We start from the raw sequence: 18947 nt of genomic DNA on the forward strand, positions 1-18947 counted from the left end.
TAAAATACCGGGTCACTGAACACCAAGTATCACCTCCAAATACCAATACATAATATCCTGACATAAATCAGTTTTCCCTCTAATTATCATCATGTTGCACGGGAGAGGCTATAAGTACCTTCGTGATTGATATTAATTTATAACCAGGTAACTTATGGAACTCGAAAAATTCAGCTATGACAATAAAATCGTAAAGTATTTTATCGTAGCTACAGTTATTTTCGGAGTGGTTGGTATGTTGGTAGGACTAACGGCAGCCATTCAACTTTTTTATCCTATTTTTAATTTTGATACGGCGTATACTACTTTTGGCCGTATTCGTCCACTTCATACCAACGCAGTCATATTTGCCTTTGTTGGTAATGCCATTTTCGCAGGGGTGTACTATTCGATGCAGCGTTTGTTAAAAACGAGGATGTATTCGGATACCTTAAGCTGGATTAACTTCTGGGGCTGGCAATTAATTATTGTAGCGGCAGCGATTTCGCTTCCTCTGGGTTATACTACATCTAAGGAGTACGCCGAGTTGGAGTGGCCTATCGATATCGCGATCACTATAATATGGGTGGTTTTCGGTATCAACATGATCGGTACTATCCTCAAGCGTAGGGAAAAGCACATGTATGTAGCCATCTGGTTTTATATAGCGACTTTTGTTACGGTTGCCGTGCTGCATGTTGTTAACTCATTTGAGCTTCCCGTTAGCTTTATGAAGAGTTATAGCTGGTATGCTGGTGTGCAGGATGCACTTGTACAGTGGTGGTACGGGCACAATGCGGTAGCTTTCTTCCTTACAACACCATTCCTGGGGTTAATGTATTATTTCTTGCCGAAGGCAGCCAACAGACCGGTTTATTCTTATAAATTATCTATTATCCACTTCTGGTCATTGATCTTTATCTATATATGGGCCGGTCCTCACCACTTGCTTTATACAGCACTTCCTGACTGGGCGCAGTCGCTGGGTGTGGTTTTCTCTGTTATGCTGATTGCTCCAAGCTGGGGTGGTATGCTTAACGGTCTGCTTACTTTGAGAGGTGCTTGGGACAAGGTACGTGAAGATCCTATCCTTAAATTTATGGTGGTGGCCGTTACCGCTTATGGTATGGCTACATTCGAAGGCCCTATGCTTTCGTTGAAAAACGTAAATGCCATTGCCCACTTTACCGACTGGATCGTAGCTCACGTACACGTTGGTGGCCTGGGTTGGAACGGTTTCCTTACCTTCGGTATGCTTTACTGGATGGTACCGAGGATGTGGAATACTAAACTGCACTCAGTTAAATTGGCCAATATCCACTTCTGGATCGGTACACTGGGTATCATTTTCTATGCACTGCCATTATATGTAGCCGGTATCACCCAAAGCTTAATGTGGAAAGAGTTTAATGCTGAAGGTTTCCTTGAGTATAAAAACTTCCTTGAAACCGTAGTTCAGATCTTGCCGATGTATATGCTGAGGGCCATTGGTGGAGCTCTGTACCTTACCGGTGCTTTCATCATGACTTATAACCTTATTAAAACTGCCAAAAGCGGAAGTTTTGTGGCCAATGAAGCTGCTGAAGCCGCTCCGTTGGAAAAACAAAGAAAACATGCTGACGGCCACTGGCATAGTGTGCTGGAGAGAAAACCAGTACTCTTTACCATACTTACTACAGTTGCGATTGTAATCGGTGGTGTTATTGAGATGGTGCCAACCTTCCTTATCAAGAGCAATGTGCCTACCATTAGCAGTGTTAAACCTTACACTCCGCTGGAGCTGCATGGCCGCGACCTGTACGTGAGGGAAGGTTGTGTGAGCTGTCACTCGCAGATGATCAGGCCTTTCAGGTCAGAGACTGAGCGCTATGGAGAGTACTCAAAAGCCGGTGAATATGTATACGATCACCCGTTCCTGTGGGGGTCAAAACGTACCGGTCCTGATTTGCACCGAGTAGGCGGTAAGTACCCTGATAGCTGGCACTATTACCACATGCTCGACCCTGCGGCAGTTTCAGCCGGATCAATCATGCCTCCTTATCCATGGTTGTTTGAAGATGTGATCGATATGCAGGCTACTGCCGGTAAGATCAGTGCCATGAGAACACTGGGAGTGCCTTACGAAGAAGGTTATGAAGCAATAGCCAATGAGGTATTGATGGAGCAGGCAGAGCTGATAGCCAAAAACCTGAAAGAGCAGGATGGTATTGAAGTTATGCCGGAGACAGAGATCGTAGCCTTAATTGCCTATCTGCAGCGATTGGGAACGGATATCACATTGAAGACAGAATCGCAGAGTTCTGAATTAGAAGCATCAAACCAATAAGACCATGTTTAAGCATTATTTTGAACAAATACATCAGGTAGAAATCTGGCCTATAATCTCCCTGTCCATTTTCTTCATCTTCTTTCTGGGGCTCATTATCTGGGTTGTAAAGATGGATAAAGGCTATGTGAGCAAAATGAAGAACCTGCCTGTGAGTGAAGATGGAAATACATTGTCAACCGTCAAAACAGAAAGATCATGAACAAAATGAGTAAATATTTTAAAGCGCTCGGTTTAATTACCCTGCTGATGTCGACAGGAAGCGCCTGGGCACAGGCCGGGGAACCATCGACAGCAGGTAAGGTCGAGTTTTATATTGTCATGGGCTTTGTCTTTGCTACGGCTCTGGTTGTACTTGCCGTTTCGGTGGTTGTACTGAAGCTGTTGAGGCTGATGGTGAAGCTACAGGCGCGCAAAGAAGCTGAGGCTAAAGGCGAAGTATATGTAGAGCCTGTGAAAAAGAGCTGGTGGTCAAGGTTCCTTACCGAAGCCAATGATGCCGTACCCGTGGAAAAAGAGGAAACCATCATGCTTGACCATAACTACGATGGCATCCGTGAGTTGGATAACCACCTGCCACCCTGGTGGAAGTGGTTGTTTTATATCTCTATTGCCTTTTCAGTAGTGTATATGGCTGTCTACCACGTATTCGGTACTATGCCTTTGCAACTGGAAGAATACCAGGCAGAAGTAGCGATAGCCGAAGAAGTAGCCCTCGCCAGGAAAGCTGACGCACCGGCAAGCAATATCAACGAAGAAAATGTAGAGCGTGTCACTGACCAGGCTTTGCTGGACAATGGCCGTGAAGTGTTCATCAGCAACTGTGCGCCTTGTCATAAGGAAGACGGTGCGGGAGGTATAGGACCAAACCTGACAGATAATTACTGGATCCATGGTGGTGATATCAAGAGTATATTCAAAACCATCAAGCAGGGAGTGCCTGAAAAGGGTATGATATCCTGGGAGCCTTTGCTGTCACCTGATGAAATGCAAAATGTGGCTTCATTTATAATGGATCTTGTAGGTACCAATCCTCCTAATGCTAAAGGACCCCAGGGAGACCTGTATGAGCAGGACTCAGAAGGGGGGGAGGAACCAGCTCCGGCTGATAGTGTGAAGACCGTAGAGGCGAGTTTAGAATAAACCAGTAGAGATATCTGTCATGAGTGAGAGAAGAGACATGGAAGACCTGTATCAGTTTGATCAGGAATTTAAAGACACCATAGCCACGGTTGATGAGAAAGGAAAGCGGGTGTGGGTATACCCCAAGAAGCCTTCAGGAAGATTTCACAAGTTGCGTATACTGGTTACCGTAGTGCTGTTGGGTATTCTTTTTGCCGGACCATTTATTACCATAGGTGGTCGTCCTTTTCTGTTACTGAATATTTTTGAGCGCAAGTTTGTGATCCTGGGGCAGGCATTCTGGCCCCAGGACTTCTTCCTGCTTGCCTTGCTGCTGATTACCTTCTTTGTGTTCATTATTCTGTTTACCGTGGTATTTGGCCGTGTCTGGTGTGGCTGGGCATGTCCGCAAACGCTTTTTATGGAGATGGTATTCCGGAAAATAGAATACTGGATAGAAGGCGACGCCAACCAGCAGCGAAAACTGGACAAAAGCCCCTGGAACTTTGATAAGATCCGGAAAAGGGCAGTCAAGCATTTTATATTCATTGCCATTTCATTGCTGATATCCCATACGGTAATGGCTTACCTGATAGGAATAGACCAGGTGAAGGAGATTGTGAGCCAGCCGCCGTCAGAGCATTGGGCGGGTTTTATTGGGTTAATGGCCTTTACGGGGATATTTTATTGGGTGTTTTCATGGTTCAGAGAGCAGGCATGTGTTGCCGTTTGCCCGTATGGAAGGCTACAGGGTGTGCTGCTGGACAAGAAATCCATAGCCGTAATGTATGACTGGCTGAGAGGCGAGCCCAGGGGAAAACTAAAAAAAGGTGATGTACAGGAAGAAAAAGGAGATTGTATCGATTGTAAACTCTGTGTACATGCATGCCCTACCGGGATCGATATCAGGAACGGTACGCAGTTGGAATGTGTGAACTGTACCGCATGTATTGACGCCTGCGATGATGTGATGCTAAAGATCAACAAGCCCAAAGGCCTGATCAGGTACTCTTCGCATGATGCCATAAAGCAGGGAAAACAAAAGCTCTTTACTCCGCGGGTGGCGGCATATACGGTCGTGCTTACCTTGCTCGTAGGGATCTTTGCGTTTTCACTTGCTACGCGCTCTGATATTGAAGCCACCGTGCTTAAAGTGCCCGGGCAGCTTTATCAAAAAACTGAGGAAGGTGATATTACCAACTTATATAATGTGCAATTTGTAAACAAGACCTTTGAAGACATCACACTGGAGCTGAAAATAGAGGATGCCCCGGAAGTTACTATTTCGAAGGTGGGAGAAGGAGAGATGCTTGTACCGGCTAATGGCCTGGCCGAAGGGGTGTATTTTATAAGGATGCCCCAGGGAAATGTAAAGTCGGCAAAAACAACATTGACCATAGGAGTTTATGCCAATGGAAAGCGTATTGATAAAACGGCAACCAAATTTTTAGGGCCGGTATCATCCAACTAGAGGGCTTTGATAATTAAAACTTTAAACAGAATCTAAAAATGAACTGGGGAACAAAAATAGTTATGTCTTTCATCCTTTTTGTAGGGCTGATAGTTACCATGGTGACGATAAGCATGCGACAGGATGTGAGCCTTGTGGCAAAGGATTATTATGTGCAGGAGATTGCCTATCAGGACCAGATAGAACGGATCAAAAACTATCGTGATCTGGGTGAAAATCAGATTAAGCTCGAATACAAGAAGCAGACGAGTCAGATTGTTTTAACCCTTCCGAAAAGCTATGCAGGTAAAGGGGAAATACATTTTTTCCGTCCTTCCGACGCTTCACTGGATGCACGGTATGTGCTAAGGCCCGACTCAGAAGGGTACCAGCGTTTTGAGGCCGGAGATTTCAAAAAAGGCCTTTGGAAAGTAAAGATAAGCTGGCATGAAAATGACCGTGAATATTATGAAGAGAAAACATTGGTGATCTGATCATGAATGCCTTGTTCATTACCGGTTTGATGACCGGGCTGGTCGGCAGCCTGCACTGCGCCACTATGTGCGGGCCGCTTGCCATGGCGGTATACTCAAAAAGCCCGTACTCCAGGCAGATAGCCTATAATGCCGGGCGGATAACCACTTACATAATACTCGGTGTAGCCTTTGGTATGGTAGGGCAGGGGCTGGCAATATTCGGCTCGCAGCAGGTGCTTTCCATTGTAATGGGCGCCACCATTATTGTACTCACCCTATACCCGCGTTTTCAGCATAAACTACTGCAATCCACATGGCATACCAAAGTAATTGTACCCATGAGAAAGCTATTGAGTGGTTTGGTTGACGGACAAAAGCTGCTTTCTGTTTTTTTTATTGGTGTGCTAAATGGCCTGCTACCCTGCGGCCTGGTGTATATGGGATTGTCCATGGCTGTAGCTTCCGGCAGTGTGGGGGGCGCTGTACTGGTGATGGCCGGGTTTGGATTAGGCACCTCTCCGGTTATGCTGGGGCTTATTGGGGCGCTAAAGTTCCTGAAAAGCAGGCATGCATTTTCCTATCAGCATGTTATCACCTCAGTAGCCATTATTATGGGCACTCTGCTTATTCTCAGGGGTATGGCACTCGATATTCCCTACGTTAGTCCGGCTATGACGGCTTTAGGCTGGGATTTGGGGATCACTACCTGCGGTACTCCTTAAAAGGTACCCCAATGCTATTAAGCTAAGGTCACACTCCAAATGCCTGCTTATTTTGTCCCTACAGGACAATCTGATCTAAATGGCTATTCCTACAAATATTGTATCCCTACGGGATTATCGCTGCAAAAGGGATTCGTAATTAATGACAAAGACAGCCTAATGTCCTGTAAGGACATAATATTTATAGAAAAACGAAAAGCAAATATGTGCCATAGGAAAGCCATGCCATAGAATAGAACTCTACTTTGGCACACATGTGAGCATATGGAGATAGGAATGTACGTTCGCTTATTTACTTAATCGATACCACATATGAATACATTCCGGCCCTAACTTAATAGCATTGAAAGGTACCCCATCAGGTTAATTTTAGATACTGGATATTGTATTCAGGCTTCCGAGGTTTGAAACTTCGGAAGCCTTTTTGGGATCAAACGTGAAACCTGTGGAGTAAATGGATTGGGGAGTAAACAAGTAAAGTGAAACTTGCTACTGAAAAATCAGTAAACCGAGCTTATTGTTATATTATACGCCTTTGTCTACTGCTTTTGCCGATTGCTATTAGCAACTGTCTGTCAGCAAAAAGGTGAAAGTGTTAGGGGCTCCCCAGAAATTACGATTGATCCCCTTTTTGCTTTAGGTCTTAATTACCGTACAAAGGAAAGCCCACGCCAAGCTGGAATACAGAATTGAAGCTTTCTTCTTCACCAATATAATTGGGGTCATTCTCATCAACTGATTTTGAAATATTGCTCAAGCCTGCAGCAAAACGTGCATTAAAGCTTAAGCCCGAAGCCATTTCGTAGCCAACCCCAAATAAGAATTTGGTATCTACGCCGGTTAAACCATCTTTCAGGTCCTGCTCGGTTAATTGCAATCCTGAACCACTGATGGCGTCTATTTCTTCGTATGACTGCTTCGCTGATAATAGGAAGTCCAGGCTAAAACCAGCTTCGGCAGTAAACCCTGATGAGGCATGATACTTGGCCAAAAGAGGCAGCGATAAATAGTTAAGCTTGTTTTTGGTAAGAACACCATAATCCTTAAAGTCAATCTTGGCACCCTGGCCCGAATACATCAACTCCGCCTGTAAGCCAAAGTGCTCAACAAGGCTGTAATGAAAAAAAGCACCTAAATGAAAAGATGCCAGTGCAGAAGTTTCTGTGTCAAGTAAAGGGGTTGTGTAATCGATCGAGGCTACATTCAGTCCTTCTTTAATACCTATTTTGATTTGGGCATTTGCGAGTCCTGCTGATATGCAGAACAGAGCTGTGATAAGTAAAATTCTTTTCATAAGTCTTCTAATGTGTTATACGGGGTTAAAATAAAAATCCTTTACCAATGATGACGTTTCCCAGGGGATCTGCTGATTGTTGGATTGGTTCATTACATTGATCCTGACCCTTTTGAACAGGTCCTCCACTTTCAGGTCTTCTTTATAAATGTTTTTGAGTATTTCCTGTGTATACAGGCCATTGGCCCCAACACCATCAGAGGCAGTTTTGCCAGGTGCGGTAGCAAAGGCCACTATCGAGCCTGCCGGGGCATCTGTCCCTGTAAGTCCGGAGCTTATATCAGCTACACCGCTGGCTACCCCTTTAAAAGGATTGTTTCTGCAGGCGTCAAGGATCAGTACACTGGTCTCCAGCTCCATTAGCTCCATCTTGGTCAGCAAACTGCCTGTATCAATACATTTTGCGGCTATTTCACCCGGGGTTTTGAGGTTGACATCTACCGGGATCAGGTAATTCCTTCCGTCATGCTGTATGCCATGGCCGGCATAGTAGAATATTGCAGTTTTGTACTTTTCAAGCTTGAGCAGAAAGTTGCCTACGGCTTTCTTCATCTCGTCCTGGCTCAGGTTTTCAAACTGCATGACCTCAAAGCCAAGCTTGTCCAGCGCTTTGCCCATATCCCGAGCGTCGTTTTTCGGGTTTGGCAGGTAAGTAGCCTCAAAGTAGTCAGAGTTGCCTACCACCAGGGCCAGTCCGCGGTACTCACGCTTACGCATCTGGTAGAAGAGCGTCCGCTTAAAGGTTGATACGCCAAATTTATCTTCTACCTCTATCTGTAGTTCATTTTTACCCTCTTGCAGCTCTATGTTTTTGATGTAGGTATAGGAGCATTTTTTGTCCAGGGCTTTTATGTCTTCTATTTCATCAAAAACCTGATCGTTGAGCATTACTTTAAGGTCTACAAGGTCAGCTTCCGATTTCAGGCACAGTTGAAGTGAAAAGGTGCCTATGTCAGTTTTTAGGTTTTGCTGAGCCGGGCTTATCCATCCCAATGATGGTTTTTCACCCTCATGTTGTTCAAACTCCTTTATCTGCTCACTGAAAAAGTCTACATTTTTGGCAACAGGTTTGAGCTTGTCTTCATCATAGTACTTAACCTTTTGGTTATGGTAGTTTCCTGCATCGTTAAATGCTTTTTGACCTTCCTGCTCGGTAAGTGGCACAAAAGAAAGATTAGAACCAAATCCATCTCCGTATCCTGCCTTGATATAATATTTCTGACCTTTTACTATGCCGAAATTGACACTTTTGGAGGTGAATACAGAAGCTTTAAGCTTGAAGTCGACAGAACCTTCGCTGCGGATGCGGTACACCATTCTGCTGCCATTGGGAAGCCGGGCAACGGTCTCATCATTAACCTGGATCTGAAATGTAATAGCGCCGCCCTGGAATTGTTTCGGCCTGAAAATGTGGACTTCTGCATAGTCATCTTCAGCTAAAGGGCCAGTTTGATTTGAGGCTTTATACTGAATGAATGATGAGGCTAAAATTAATAAAAATGCTAATGGGGCAATTTTACGCATGATCAAAGCTCAAACATTAATAAACATTTACTAAAGTAGTAATATCACGGATTTTATCAAACAGAATTATAACAATTGGAGTATTTTGTTTTTTATATTATTGAATAGCTAAAAGTGACACTTTTCAGTATTGCGTGTGATAAAGATCATATTGCGCGAACATTCAGGCATGTAGTTTTGTGGTAATTATTAGAGGATCAACCAAAATATAAATCATATTTAATTATGAGCGATTTAAAAATAGTATCTGCCGAAGAGGCGGTAGCCAATATAAAGTCAGGGGATCGTATATTCATCCAGGGCGCAGCCATGACCCCAACGGTTTTGGTGGAAGCCCTGTGTAACCGCTATCAGGAACTGGAAGATGTGGAGCTGCTTCACCTGCATACAGAGGGGGAGGCACTTTATACGAGAGAGCCTTTCCGCCAGTCTTTTAAGATCAACAGTTGCTTTGTGGGAGGCAATGTAAGGGAAGCTGTAAATGCCGGGAATGGAGATTACATACCCATATTTTTAAGTGAGATACATCTTTTGTTCAGGCGTAACATTTTGCCACTTGATGTGGCCTTTATCCAGGTTTCCACGCCCGATAAGCATGGCTTCTGCTCATTGGGTACTTCTATTGATGTAGCCATTCCCGCTATAGAATCAGCAAAAACTGTTATTGCGCAGATCAACCCCATGGTGCCGAGAACACATGGTGACGGGATAATCCACATCAGCAAAATACATAACGCCATTGATGTAAACCTGCCTATACATACTTCTGCCATAGCGGAGCCAAATGAGCAGGAGAGGCTTATTGGGCAGCATGTCGCAGGCCTGGTAGAGGATGGCGCTACGCTACAGATGGGCATTGGGGCTATTCCTAATGTGGTGCTGGCCAATTTGAAGAACCATAGAAGGCTGGGCATTCATACAGAGATGTTTTCTGATGGCATATTGCCGTTGGTAGAGTCTGGTGTAATTACCGGAGAGGAAAAGAAAGTAAAGCCCAACAAGATCGTAAGCTGCTTTGCCGTGGGGTCGCAAAAGCTGTACAATTTCATGGATGATAACCCACTGGTACACATGAAGGAAGCTGCCTATACTAACGATACGGCACTCATCAGACAAAACCCTAAAGTAACAGCCATTAACAGTGCCATAGAGATTGACCTTACCGGGCAGGTTTGTGCCGACACCATCGGTAAATATCAATATTCCGGGGTGGGAGGCCAGATGGATTTCATCAGGGGAGCATCGTTATCACCGGGAGGAAAGGCTATCATTGCATTACCTTCTATAACTTCTAAAGGCATAACTAAAATTGTCCCTTTCCTTAAGCAGGGGGCCGGAGTGACTACCACACGAGCTCACGTGCATTATATAGTTACCGAATATGGTGTCGTTGACCTGTTTGGGAAAAATCTGAAACAAAGGGCAAATGCTTTGATATCCATTGCACACCCTGATCACAGAGAAGAATTGGAAAAGGCCGCTTTTGAAAGGTTTATGGCCAAAGTATAGGCTTTTATTCCACATTACCCCTGACAGGGCTCAAAGCCCTGTCAGGGGTACATGAAATAAAGTCTACCTCGCAAAATGCCAGCGCTGTATCTGCTGTAGTTTGTCTTTTCGAAGGATCACTATTTTACCCGACCTCGTTTCCAGTATCCCTTCCTCTTTCAGGTCAGATATTACCCGGATAACCGACTCCGTAGCGGTACCGACAATATTGGCCAGATCGTCGCGTGAAACGCTCAACTCAAAATTGTTGGCATCATCAGGGTTAAACTTTTCGCTTACTGTTATTAAAGCTTCGGCAGTACGCTGACGTACTGAGTTATAGGCCAGGTTCAGAAGTTTACTTTCTTTCTCCGACACCTTGTTGGACAGCATCTCAATAAACTTTTTGGAAACTTCCCGGTTGGTATAGATCAATTCGTAAAACTCCTCGGCAGGAATAAATATGATCTCTGACTTCTCCATGGTTTCCGCACTATCCGCATGTTCTTTGTTTTCAAGCAGGGCTTCATAGCCAAAAAAGTCACCAGCGGTATAAATGCCGGTGATCAGCTCTTTGCCATCCTCATTGGTACGGATGCTTTTTACCTTTCCTGAGGCTACAAAATACATATAGTTGGCATACTCCCCTTCACGGTAGATGTCATGTTTTTTCTTATATGGCCGGGGCTTTTTATCAGCGTGCAGGTGGGAGAGGTCGTGCAGGTCTTTGGCGTCTTTGATGAATTCGTTCAGGCCTTCGGTATTGCCATTATAATTCTTTTTAAGTACCTCGGCCTTTTTAAACCTGATCTCAATGGCGTCCAGAAGCTCGGTGTCTTCGAAAGGCTTGGTGAGGTAGTCATCGGCACCCAGCTTCATACCTTTCCTTACATCGCTTCTTTCAGCTTTGGCAGTCAGGAATATGAACGGGATGCCCGCTGTTTCTTCCTTTTTGGCCAAAATATGAAGCACACCATAACCATCCAGTTCTGGCATCATAATATCACAGACGATGAGATCGGGCATTTCATCCAATGCTTTTTGTACGCCCTCCTTGCCATTGCCGGCCTGAATAGCCTCATATCCATCCAACTCCAGGATCTCGGCGATGTTTTCCCGTATCTCCTTATTATCTTCTATGATCAATATCTTTTTCATAAGTACAGTTAAATTTTTTTGTGATTTTAAAGGGCGTTTTCAGGTTTATTGTTTTGCAGATTGATACTTACGGTGGTTCCTTCTCCCAGCTTACTTGTAAATGAAATGCTGCCACCAAGCATGTCCACGTATTTTTTTACAATATTCAGCCCGAGTCCCGTACCTTGAATGTTGGTTACATTGGTAGCCCTGAAAAACCTTTCAAACATATGTTTTTGTTCCTGTTCGGGTATTCCTATGCCTTCATCAGATACTTTTAACAATATTCCGTCATTTTTATCTTCAACAATCAATTCCACTTTTGATCCCGGTTCCGAATATTTTATAGCATTGCTGAGCAGGTTGATCAGTATGTTTTTTAGTATTTTTTTGTCCGAATATAAAGAGTAATGATCAGTATCGAAAATCAGCTTTATTTTCTGCCCTTCCTTGACTATGGCCGACATTTCATCAATGATGTCATTTAACATCTCATTGAGGTCTATTTCTTCCTCATAAAGTTCGACCTTACCTTCCTCAAGTTTGGATACAGAAAGGAAATCATTAAGTATAGCCGTAAGGTTGCTTATGGCAGATTTGATTTTGTCGACATGTTTCTGCCGTTTTTCTTCTGTCCCCGGCTCTATATACCTTTCGATTAACGATGCAGAAGACAATATGGTGCTTAGTGGTGTTCTGAACTCATGCGAGGCCATGGAAACAAACCTTGATTTAAGCTCGTTAAGTTCCCGCTCCCTGCTTAAGGCCACCTGGGTCTCTTCCTCGGCTTTCTTCCTGATCATCACTTGCTCCTCAAGTTCTGCATTGGCTTTTTCAAGTTTGCTGATGGTCAGGTCCAGCTCTTTGGTTCGCTGTGTTACCCTTTTTTCCAGCTCAGCCGCATAAACGATCAGTTGTTCTTCACTTCGCTTGAGGGCCTCTTCTATTTTTTTCCTTTCGGTAATATCTATTACAAAAGCTACGGTATGACCTATGTCGTCAATCTGCGCACGGTTGAGGCTTATTTCTACAGGAAACTCCGTGCCGTTTTTTTTGCGGCCGGAAAGGTCCCTGCCTTTTCCCATTTGCCGGGGAGAAGGGTGTTTCTCATAAGTTTTACGGTCTTTTACGTGCGTATGTCTCAGGCTTGGAGGCACCAGGTCCTCAACTTTCAGGCCTATCATTTCCCCCGGATTATAACCAAACAGGTTGTTACAGGCTGTATTGGCCATTACTATGGTTCCCTCCCTGTCAACAACTAGAATCCCCTCTTCGCAGGCTTCAAATATCGACTTGTATGTATCCTGATGTTCTTGTGTCACCCTCAAAATTTGTTTAATGCTAGCAATTTCTTTCAAATTTAAAAATATGATAAAAATCAGTAATACCCATGACAGGGATTCATGATGAAACTATAACCAGCTTACTACTTTAGTACAAAAATAAAGCAGATACCTATATCAATAGCCATGTTTAAAAGTATAATTTGTCCGGTTGATTTTTCTGAATCCTCTGTTAATGCCCTGGCATTCGCTCTGGATATTGCCCAATCCAACCAAAGCGAATTAGTTGTTTTATATACTTACAGATTGATTTCAGGTAGTAACGACAAGCCCGTAAGCAATAAAATTACATTAAAAAAAGAACAGGAAGAAATAGCCAATAGACGGATAGAGGAGTTGAAAGCACAGTTTCCGGAGATTGCAAAAGTTAAGCATACCATACTTTCAGAAGTAGGTTTCATCAGCGATCGACTGGCTATGGCCATAGATAAATATAATGCAGACCTCATAGTATTGACCGAAAATATAAAGCAGCGATTGCAGGAGAGGTGGGAAGTCAATAACGAAAGTGCGCTGGCCCGGTTTCATTGCCCTGTGCTGCTGATACCTTCAAAGGTAAGCAGGAAAGCTGCTGCCAGTCCGGGGTAAGCCCCAGGAAAATAACCGGCAATCCTGTTGATATGGTCTGTTACTGTAAAAATTAAAGACATAGCCATGGGAGATCATCAGGCCACCAAAGCTGACAGCCGGGAAATAAGGGCTGAATTTACCAGGCACCTGCTGAATGATATCAGGGCGTTGGAGATCATGCTTGAAAAGGGCAGGTTCGAAAGTGATATCATCAGGATAGGGGCCGAACAGGAACTCTGCCTCGTAAACAATAACTGGAGACCATCAGTCAAATCCGATAAAGTGCTTGAGGCACTGGATGACCCTCATTTTACCACCGAACTTGCCAGATATAATCTTGAGATCAATCTCGACCCGGTAGAACTTAATGGCTCCTGCTTCTCCCAGGTGGAGCACCAGCTCAACTCGCTCATGGCCAAAGCTGCTGATGTGGCGAAAAGGTTCAGAAGCAAAACATTGGTAACCGGTATTTTACCAACCATCAGTAAAGATGAACTGGCCATAGAGTATATCACCCCGGGTATACGGTATATGGCGCTCAACGACATGGTAAGGGCCCATCGTGGTGCCGATTTTGCCTTGCACATGATGGGGGTAGACGAACTGTTCATTACCCATGACTCTGTACTTTTTGAGGCCTGTAATACCAGCTTTCAGATGCACCTGCAGGTGAGGCCGCAGGATTTTGTAAGCAGTTATAACTGGGCACAAACCATAGCAGGCCCGGTCCTTGGTCTTTGTACCAACTCCCCGCTGCTACTGGGGCGCGAACTCTGGAGTGAAACCCGGATAGCGCTTTTTCAGCAAAGTATGGATACCCGTACCTCGTCATACGCCCTTAAAGATCAGCAGGCCAGGGTCACTTTCGGTGACCAGTGGGAATCGGGCACTGTGGCCGATATTTATAAAAATGATATAGCAGGCTACAAGATCATCCTGGCCAAAGAGATTAAAAATGACTCCCTGAATGAGCTTGAAAAAGGGAGAGTGCCCAGGCTGGAAGCTTTAAACCTGCACAACGGCTCCATTTACCGGTGGAACAGGCCCTGTTATGGTATAGGCAATGGCAAAGCCCATTTGCGTATTGAAAACAGGTACATACCCGCAGGCCCTTCTTTGCTGGATGAGATAGCAAACTTTGCATTCTGGGTAGGGTTGATGACCGGGCGTCCTCATGAATACAAAAATATGCCCTCACAAATGGATTTTCGAGATGTAAAGGCCAACTTTATCAAAGCTGCCAGAACAGGGAAGGAGGCCGTAATGCGCTGGATGGGCAATGATTTTTTGTTAAAGGACTTACTGAGCAGGGAGCTTTTGCCTATGGCCTATACCGGGCTCCGTAGTGTGGGGGTAGATAAGGAAGATATCGAGCGGCTTCTGAAAATTATAGACATGCGCATAGAAGGCTTCACGGGTTCTCAATGGCAGGTAAGAAGCTTCAGGAATATGCGAAGGCTTATGAAAACGGATGATGCACTGCTGGCGTTGACCAAAGCCATTCATAACAACCAGAAGGCCAACCTGCCTGTGGCAGAATGGCCGGTATTGCAGGTGCCTGCTCAGGTACATGAGGCCGCAAGCCTGGTGAAACATATCATGTCAACACATTTGTTTGTAATAGATGAAAATGACCTCGCAGATCTCGCAACGAATATTATGGAATGGAAAAATATTCATCATATGCCTGTAACTGATCACCGTGGGAGGTTGCGCGGCTTGCTTACCTGGACCCACATGTTGCGAAACAAAGAGGGCAGGAACACCGAACAAAGGACGGTGGCAGATATTATGACAAAAAATGTGATTACCGTTGAGCCACAAACCAGTATAAACAAAGCCATTCGTTTGATGAAGCGAAACGAAATAGGATGCCTGCCGGTACTACATGGCGAGGATCTTGTAGGCATAGTTACCATAAAAGATGTAATAGCATTCGATAATGGCTAAGGTATATAGCAAGGCATTGGAAAAACATATTGAGGTTGACCGTATCATAGGTCATATCAGAGGTACTTTACCGGGGCCAACGCTCGTTTTTACGGCCGGGATCCATGGCAATGAGCCTTCTGGTGTGTTTGCACTACGCGCTGTACTCAATGATATAAAAAGAAAGAAGCTGCGAATAAAGGGTAATATCTACGCACTTAGTGGCAATCTTACCGCTCTGGAAAAAGGGGAGCGATATACCAGCAGGGACCTCAACAGGCTCTGGACCGAAAAAATACTGGACCAGCTATTTCGCCAGAGACTACATGCGTATGATGATGACACCCTGCAGCAACTGGATATTTACCAGACGATAAAGGGCATCTTAAGTGCGGATAAAGGCCCCTTTTATTTTATGGATCTTCATACCACCTCATGCGAAACCATGCCATTCCTCACCATTAATGATACCGTACTCAATAGAAAATTTACTTCACAATACCCTGTACCCATTATACTCGGTATAGAAGAGTACCTCGAGGGCCCTATGCTCAGCTACATCAATGAGCTGGGTTATGTGGCTTTTGGCTTCGAAGGTGGCCAGCACGATGCCCGGGAAGCCATTGAAAATCACGAATCCTTCATTTACCTGTCACTGGCCCTGGCCGGTTGCCTGCAGCCCGATGATGTGGAATTTGATGTGCATTATAAAAAACTGGCAGCTTTGACGGGTGATAAAAAAGAGTTTTACGAGATCTTTTATCGCTATCAGGTTAAGGAACTGGAATCCTTTAAAATGAAGCCGGGGTTCAATAATTTTCAGCACATACCTCAAGGCGCTGAGCTGGCCACAAGCAATGGGAAGATAGTGAAATCCCCTGCAGCCAGCCTGATATTTATGCCCTTATACCAAAACCAGGGCAATGATGGCTTCTTTTGCATACGCAAAATCCCAAAAACATTCCTCAAACTATCAGCCACACTCAGGAAATTGCGATTTGACAAATTGCTGGTACTGCTCCCCGGCATCCGCTGGACCTCGCCACACCAGAATGCCCTCCTGGTCAATAAAAAAATAGCCCGCTTCTTTACCAGGCAACTTTTTCACCTGCTGGGCTACAGAAGCAGGTACATAGATAAAAACCACATAATCATGAAAAACCGCGAGTCCGCCTCCAGGGATGAGGAGTATGATTTGTAGTATTGAGATTTTAGTCTTGGGTATTGAGTATTGAGGGGGTAGAGGTAAACAGTAAACCGTGAACAGAGTCGGACGTGACTGGTAGCCGGTGGAGTGTTAGAGAACTAGAATTTTGAATATTTCTACAAGACTACTATGCCCTTGAGGGCATTACGATGCTATTAAGCTAGGGCGGTAGTACACGGCAAGTACGTACTTTTTGGTTGATAAATTTAATGACAGCTTACAGAGCTAAATTGCGGCTTTACTAAACTTTGAAAGTTTGGTAAAGCTTTGCTATGCTTGGAGCATAAACCGATTTTAGGAACGAAATGAGAATAATTATTGCGGACAGGACTGTTAAAATCCATGGCAGATTCTCATAAATTTTTTTCCTCATTTCCAATTTATCCATTTTAGTGATGTATGGTAACGTATAGCTAAGCACTATCGGCTCAGCCTTTTAAATATCTCAAAAGTTTCTGATCCCAATGCTCTTTGCAAATAACTAAGTAAGCCGATTGGGCTTAGCACCTGTTATGGGCTGTTTCTACAGTTCGCAGCTATTCGTTCGGCAGCTGTTTCGTCTCCAAGTTCATGAGCCTTATTCCAATCTTCACAGGCCCGTGTTTTGTTGCCCATATTGAAGTTAGTGTTACCTCTATTAAAGTAAGCCATGGAATTATTAGCGTCCAGAGCAATTGCTTTATTGTAATCTTCAATCGCTCCTTCATAATCTCCGTTCTCGTCTTTTACTGTTGCTCGGTTGACAATCGCGTCACTAAAGTCAGGAGCTAGTTCGATTGCCTTATCGTAATCTCGAATTGCTGATTTCCATGTGTAGAGTTCGTTCTTAACGATAGCTCTTGAGTAATAGGAATTTGGATCATTTGGATTGATTTGCAGTACAATCGACCAATTGAAAATTGAACCGCTTAAATCTCCCCGATTATAAAGTTCAATTGCTTTATTAAAGTAGTAGTCCTCCTTTTCTTTTGAAAAGTCAGGTAAGGTTGGACTTTCGTTATTTGGCGCAGATCCGTAACCATCAAGCTTGCAGTCGAACTCCATTCCACGTTTTGCCATATCCAGAGCCCAGTACAGCAGATTGTCATTTGTTATCGGGATTTCGTTAGTTAAGCCTCGTAGCTCATGAAGGTCGCCAAACATGGTAAATTCTACGAACTCATAGTCATAGTGACCAAGAATAAATTTGTTCAGGTCTTCTAGCTTCTTTTTATCGTTGGAAACAAAATGGTAGTCAAATTTTGAGTACGTGAAGTCTTTCAGTCCGCTTTTCTTCATTGTTGCATAAACATCGTCCGCACTGATCATTTCCTTTCCAAAATTGGAAGTAAAGTCTTCCCACGAGTAAAAAGGTTTATCCATATGTTGTTGACAAGAGAAAGTTGTTGGAAGTAGAATTAATATGATGAATTTTCCATGGCTTCATTGCCCATAACGTCAAGCTATCAGGCGTATGTCCGCAGCTAGTGAATAGCACTAAAGTAGTGAAATCTGCCGAAGCTCACAACGGTTCCAAATGGCACTGCGTTCCGCAAGTCAAAAAATCCTGTGAGCAAAAGATGGCAGAAAGCACTGCAGATTCACAGCAAATTCTTTGTCTCTGGATTCATATGCCAAAAGTTCTTCTAAACATCAAGTTGCACGGATTCTTTTCCAGTGGCTAGCAGTTTGTGAGCCTCTTGTTCAGCCTTCTCATTCGTGATTTTATACTCCGTTTTTAAATAATCAATTACTTCAATTAGATCGTCAAACTCTATTGAAGCCATATAATCCTCGAATTGATTTTGAATATCCATCCAGTTGACATAAGTCTTCCTACTAAGAAGAATTGGACTATTCCTTCTGAAGATAAGATGAAATTTGCTCATTGCTCACAATTACCCACAACGGTCTTACTAAACGGACGTGGCGGTCAAACGAAGTGCAGACCATAACGTCTGCCTAAAACTAGTAAAAAGGATTGACTTGTCAATCTGCCAACTACGAGCCAATGCCGTTTAGTTGTTGTGTGTGCCTAGCATGGCTCGAGTTGTATTGTATATGGCATGATTGGAAGAAGCCGGAAAGAAAGCGCAAAAACCTGATCCGACTAGGAGTGAAACAAGGACAGGCATATGCCTGGAGCAGAACCCGAATGGGTGGATGGGCAGTAGCTCAAAGCCCGATTCTTGGTACTACAATAACCTTATCACGCCTCAAAAGGAAAGGATATGAAAGTATGATGGATTACTATTTGAAATTCAAACCTGAAATTCAATGAACCGTCCCGAAAGCTTTCGGGATGGTGTGAGAGGCGCACCGTGGGCTTATGGCTCACGGCCGTCTACTCAATTGTGTGCTGGCTGGCTTCACTTTATTTATTTCTTCAATTCTACTGGTT

General features: G+C 44.1%; 15 protein-coding genes. 10 read left to right on the forward strand and 5 right to left on the reverse strand.

Translation table 11 applies throughout. The features are described from left to right. The first annotated feature begins 154 nt into the window (after positions 1-154). Genes ccoN through E1163_RS14110 form a run of 6 tightly spaced genes read left to right on the forward strand, consistent with a single transcriptional unit; the run spans position 155 to position 6075 of the window. Positions 155-2305 (forward strand): cytochrome-c oxidase, cbb3-type subunit I, encoded by a 2151-nt coding sequence (ccoN, locus tag E1163_RS14085; protein ID WP_155172872.1) that lies wholly within the window; start codon positions 155-157, stop codon positions 2303-2305. A gap of 4 nt (positions 2306-2309) precedes the next feature. Continuing rightward, complete coding sequence (locus E1163_RS14090) at positions 2310-2507, forward strand: cytochrome C oxidase Cbb3 (protein ID WP_155172874.1); 198 nt, start codon at positions 2310-2312, stop codon at positions 2505-2507. Further along, positions 2504-3448 carry a cbb3-type cytochrome c oxidase N-terminal domain-containing protein gene (locus E1163_RS14095; protein WP_155172876.1) on the forward strand — a complete coding sequence of 315 codons (945 nt, stop codon included), beginning with the start codon at positions 2504-2506 and terminating at the stop codon, positions 3446-3448. The genes E1163_RS14090 and E1163_RS14095 overlap by 4 nt, the downstream gene beginning before the upstream one ends. A 19-nt stretch (positions 3449-3467) precedes the next feature. Beyond that, positions 3468-4898 carry a cytochrome c oxidase accessory protein CcoG gene (gene ccoG / locus E1163_RS14100; RefSeq protein ID WP_246223678.1) on the forward strand — a complete coding sequence of 477 codons (1431 nt, stop codon included), beginning with the start codon at positions 3468-3470 and terminating at the stop codon, positions 4896-4898. Positions 4899-4936: 38 nt separating this feature from the next. After that, complete coding sequence (locus E1163_RS14105; RefSeq protein WP_155172878.1) at positions 4937-5371, forward strand: FixH family protein; 435 nt, start codon at positions 4937-4939, stop codon at positions 5369-5371. A 2-nt stretch (positions 5372-5373) separates the two neighbouring features. Continuing rightward, positions 5374-6075, forward strand: a complete 702-nt coding sequence (locus tag E1163_RS14110) for a sulfite exporter TauE/SafE family protein (RefSeq protein WP_155172880.1) — start codon at positions 5374-5376, stop codon at positions 6073-6075. A 643-nt stretch (positions 6076-6718) separates the two neighbouring features. Here the strand turns inward: E1163_RS14110 and E1163_RS14115 are convergent. Both E1163_RS14115 and E1163_RS14120 read right to left on the reverse strand, forming a co-directional pair. After that, positions 6719-7369: a porin family protein gene (locus tag E1163_RS14115; RefSeq protein WP_155172882.1), complete on the reverse strand. Its 651-nt coding sequence runs from the start codon at positions 7367-7369 to the stop codon at positions 6719-6721. Positions 7370-7384: 15 nt separating this feature from the next. After that, positions 7385-8893 carry a caspase family protein gene (locus tag E1163_RS14120; protein ID WP_155172884.1) on the reverse strand — a complete coding sequence of 503 codons (1509 nt, stop codon included), beginning with the start codon at positions 8891-8893 and terminating at the stop codon, positions 7385-7387. A 225-nt stretch (positions 8894-9118) separates the two neighbouring features. Between E1163_RS14120 and E1163_RS14125 the strand changes: the two genes are divergently transcribed. After that, a complete protein-coding gene (locus E1163_RS14125) occupies positions 9119-10402 on the forward strand; it encodes an acetyl-CoA hydrolase/transferase family protein (protein ID WP_155172886.1) in 1284 nt (427 codons plus the stop codon). Between the two features lie 63 nt (positions 10403-10465). Here E1163_RS14125 and E1163_RS14130 read toward each other — a convergent pair whose 3' ends face one another. Both E1163_RS14130 and E1163_RS14135 read right to left on the reverse strand, forming a co-directional pair. Next, complete coding sequence (locus E1163_RS14130) at positions 10466-11539, reverse strand: response regulator (RefSeq protein WP_155172888.1); 1074 nt, start codon at positions 11537-11539, stop codon at positions 10466-10468. Between the two features lie 26 nt (positions 11540-11565). Then, entirely contained in the window at positions 11566-12840 is a 1275-nt protein-coding gene (locus tag E1163_RS14135) for an ATP-binding protein (protein WP_155172890.1), read from the reverse strand. A gap of 147 nt (positions 12841-12987) precedes the next feature. On the opposite strand from E1163_RS14135, the gene E1163_RS14140 reads away from it, so the two are divergent. From E1163_RS14140 to E1163_RS14150, 3 genes are read left to right on the forward strand one after another with little or no spacing between them, the layout of a single operon-like run. After that, entirely contained in the window at positions 12988-13449 is a 462-nt protein-coding gene (locus E1163_RS14140) for a universal stress protein (protein WP_155172892.1), read from the forward strand. Between the two features lie 27 nt (positions 13450-13476). Next, the gene (locus E1163_RS14145; protein ID WP_246223680.1) at positions 13477-15381 is read left to right on the forward strand and encodes a CBS domain-containing protein; all 1905 of its coding nucleotides are present in this window, start codon (positions 13477-13479) and stop codon (positions 15379-15381) included. After that, positions 15374-16561, forward strand: coding sequence for a succinylglutamate desuccinylase/aspartoacylase family protein (locus E1163_RS14150; protein WP_155172894.1), 1188 nt, complete (start codon positions 15374-15376; stop codon positions 16559-16561). Before E1163_RS14145 ends, E1163_RS14150 begins: the two co-directional genes overlap by 8 nt. 516 nt (positions 16562-17077) lie before the next feature. Here E1163_RS14150 and E1163_RS14155 read toward each other — a convergent pair. Continuing rightward, positions 17078-17929 (reverse strand): tetratricopeptide repeat protein, encoded by an 852-nt coding sequence (locus E1163_RS14155; protein WP_155172896.1) that lies wholly within the window; start codon positions 17927-17929, stop codon positions 17078-17080. Positions 17930-18947 lie beyond the last annotated feature (1018 nt).

Origin of the sequence: Fulvivirga kasyanovii (genome assembly GCF_009711405.1) — a bacterium.
GTDB lineage: Bacteria > Bacteroidota > Bacteroidia > Cytophagales > Cyclobacteriaceae > Fulvivirga > Fulvivirga kasyanovii.

What these genes read in the sequence shown, in the direction of transcription:
- ccoN (WP_155172872.1), top strand. Translation starts at nt 155, where the DNA reads ATGGAACTCGAAAAATTCAGCTATGACAATAAAATCGTAAAGTATTTT.
- E1163_RS14125 (WP_155172886.1), top strand. Translation starts at nt 9,119, where the DNA reads ATGAGCGATTTAAAAATAGTATCTGCCGAAGAGGCGGTAGCCAATATA.
- E1163_RS14115 (WP_155172882.1), bottom strand. Translation starts at nt 7,369, where the DNA reads ATGAAAAGAATTTTACTTATCACAGCTCTGTTCTGCATATCAGCAGGA.
- E1163_RS14105 (WP_155172878.1), top strand. Translation starts at nt 4,937, where the DNA reads ATGAACTGGGGAACAAAAATAGTTATGTCTTTCATCCTTTTTGTAGGG.
- E1163_RS14090 (WP_155172874.1), top strand. Translation starts at nt 2,310, where the DNA reads ATGTTTAAGCATTATTTTGAACAAATACATCAGGTAGAAATCTGGCCT.
- E1163_RS14140 (WP_155172892.1), top strand. Translation starts at nt 12,988, where the DNA reads ATGTTTAAAAGTATAATTTGTCCGGTTGATTTTTCTGAATCCTCTGTT.
- ccoG (WP_246223678.1), top strand. Translation starts at nt 3,468, where the DNA reads ATGAGTGAGAGAAGAGACATGGAAGACCTGTATCAGTTTGATCAGGAA.
- E1163_RS14095 (WP_155172876.1), top strand. Translation starts at nt 2,504, where the DNA reads ATGAACAAAATGAGTAAATATTTTAAAGCGCTCGGTTTAATTACCCTG.
- E1163_RS14155 (WP_155172896.1), bottom strand. Translation starts at nt 17,929, where the DNA reads ATGGATAAACCTTTTTACTCGTGGGAAGACTTTACTTCCAATTTTGGA.
- E1163_RS14150 (WP_155172894.1), top strand. Translation starts at nt 15,374, where the DNA reads ATGGCTAAGGTATATAGCAAGGCATTGGAAAAACATATTGAGGTTGAC.
- E1163_RS14110 (WP_155172880.1), top strand. Translation starts at nt 5,374, where the DNA reads ATGAATGCCTTGTTCATTACCGGTTTGATGACCGGGCTGGTCGGCAGC.
- E1163_RS14130 (WP_155172888.1), bottom strand. Translation starts at nt 11,539, where the DNA reads ATGAAAAAGATATTGATCATAGAAGATAATAAGGAGATACGGGAAAAC.
- E1163_RS14120 (WP_155172884.1), bottom strand. Translation starts at nt 8,893, where the DNA reads ATGCGTAAAATTGCCCCATTAGCATTTTTATTAATTTTAGCCTCATCA.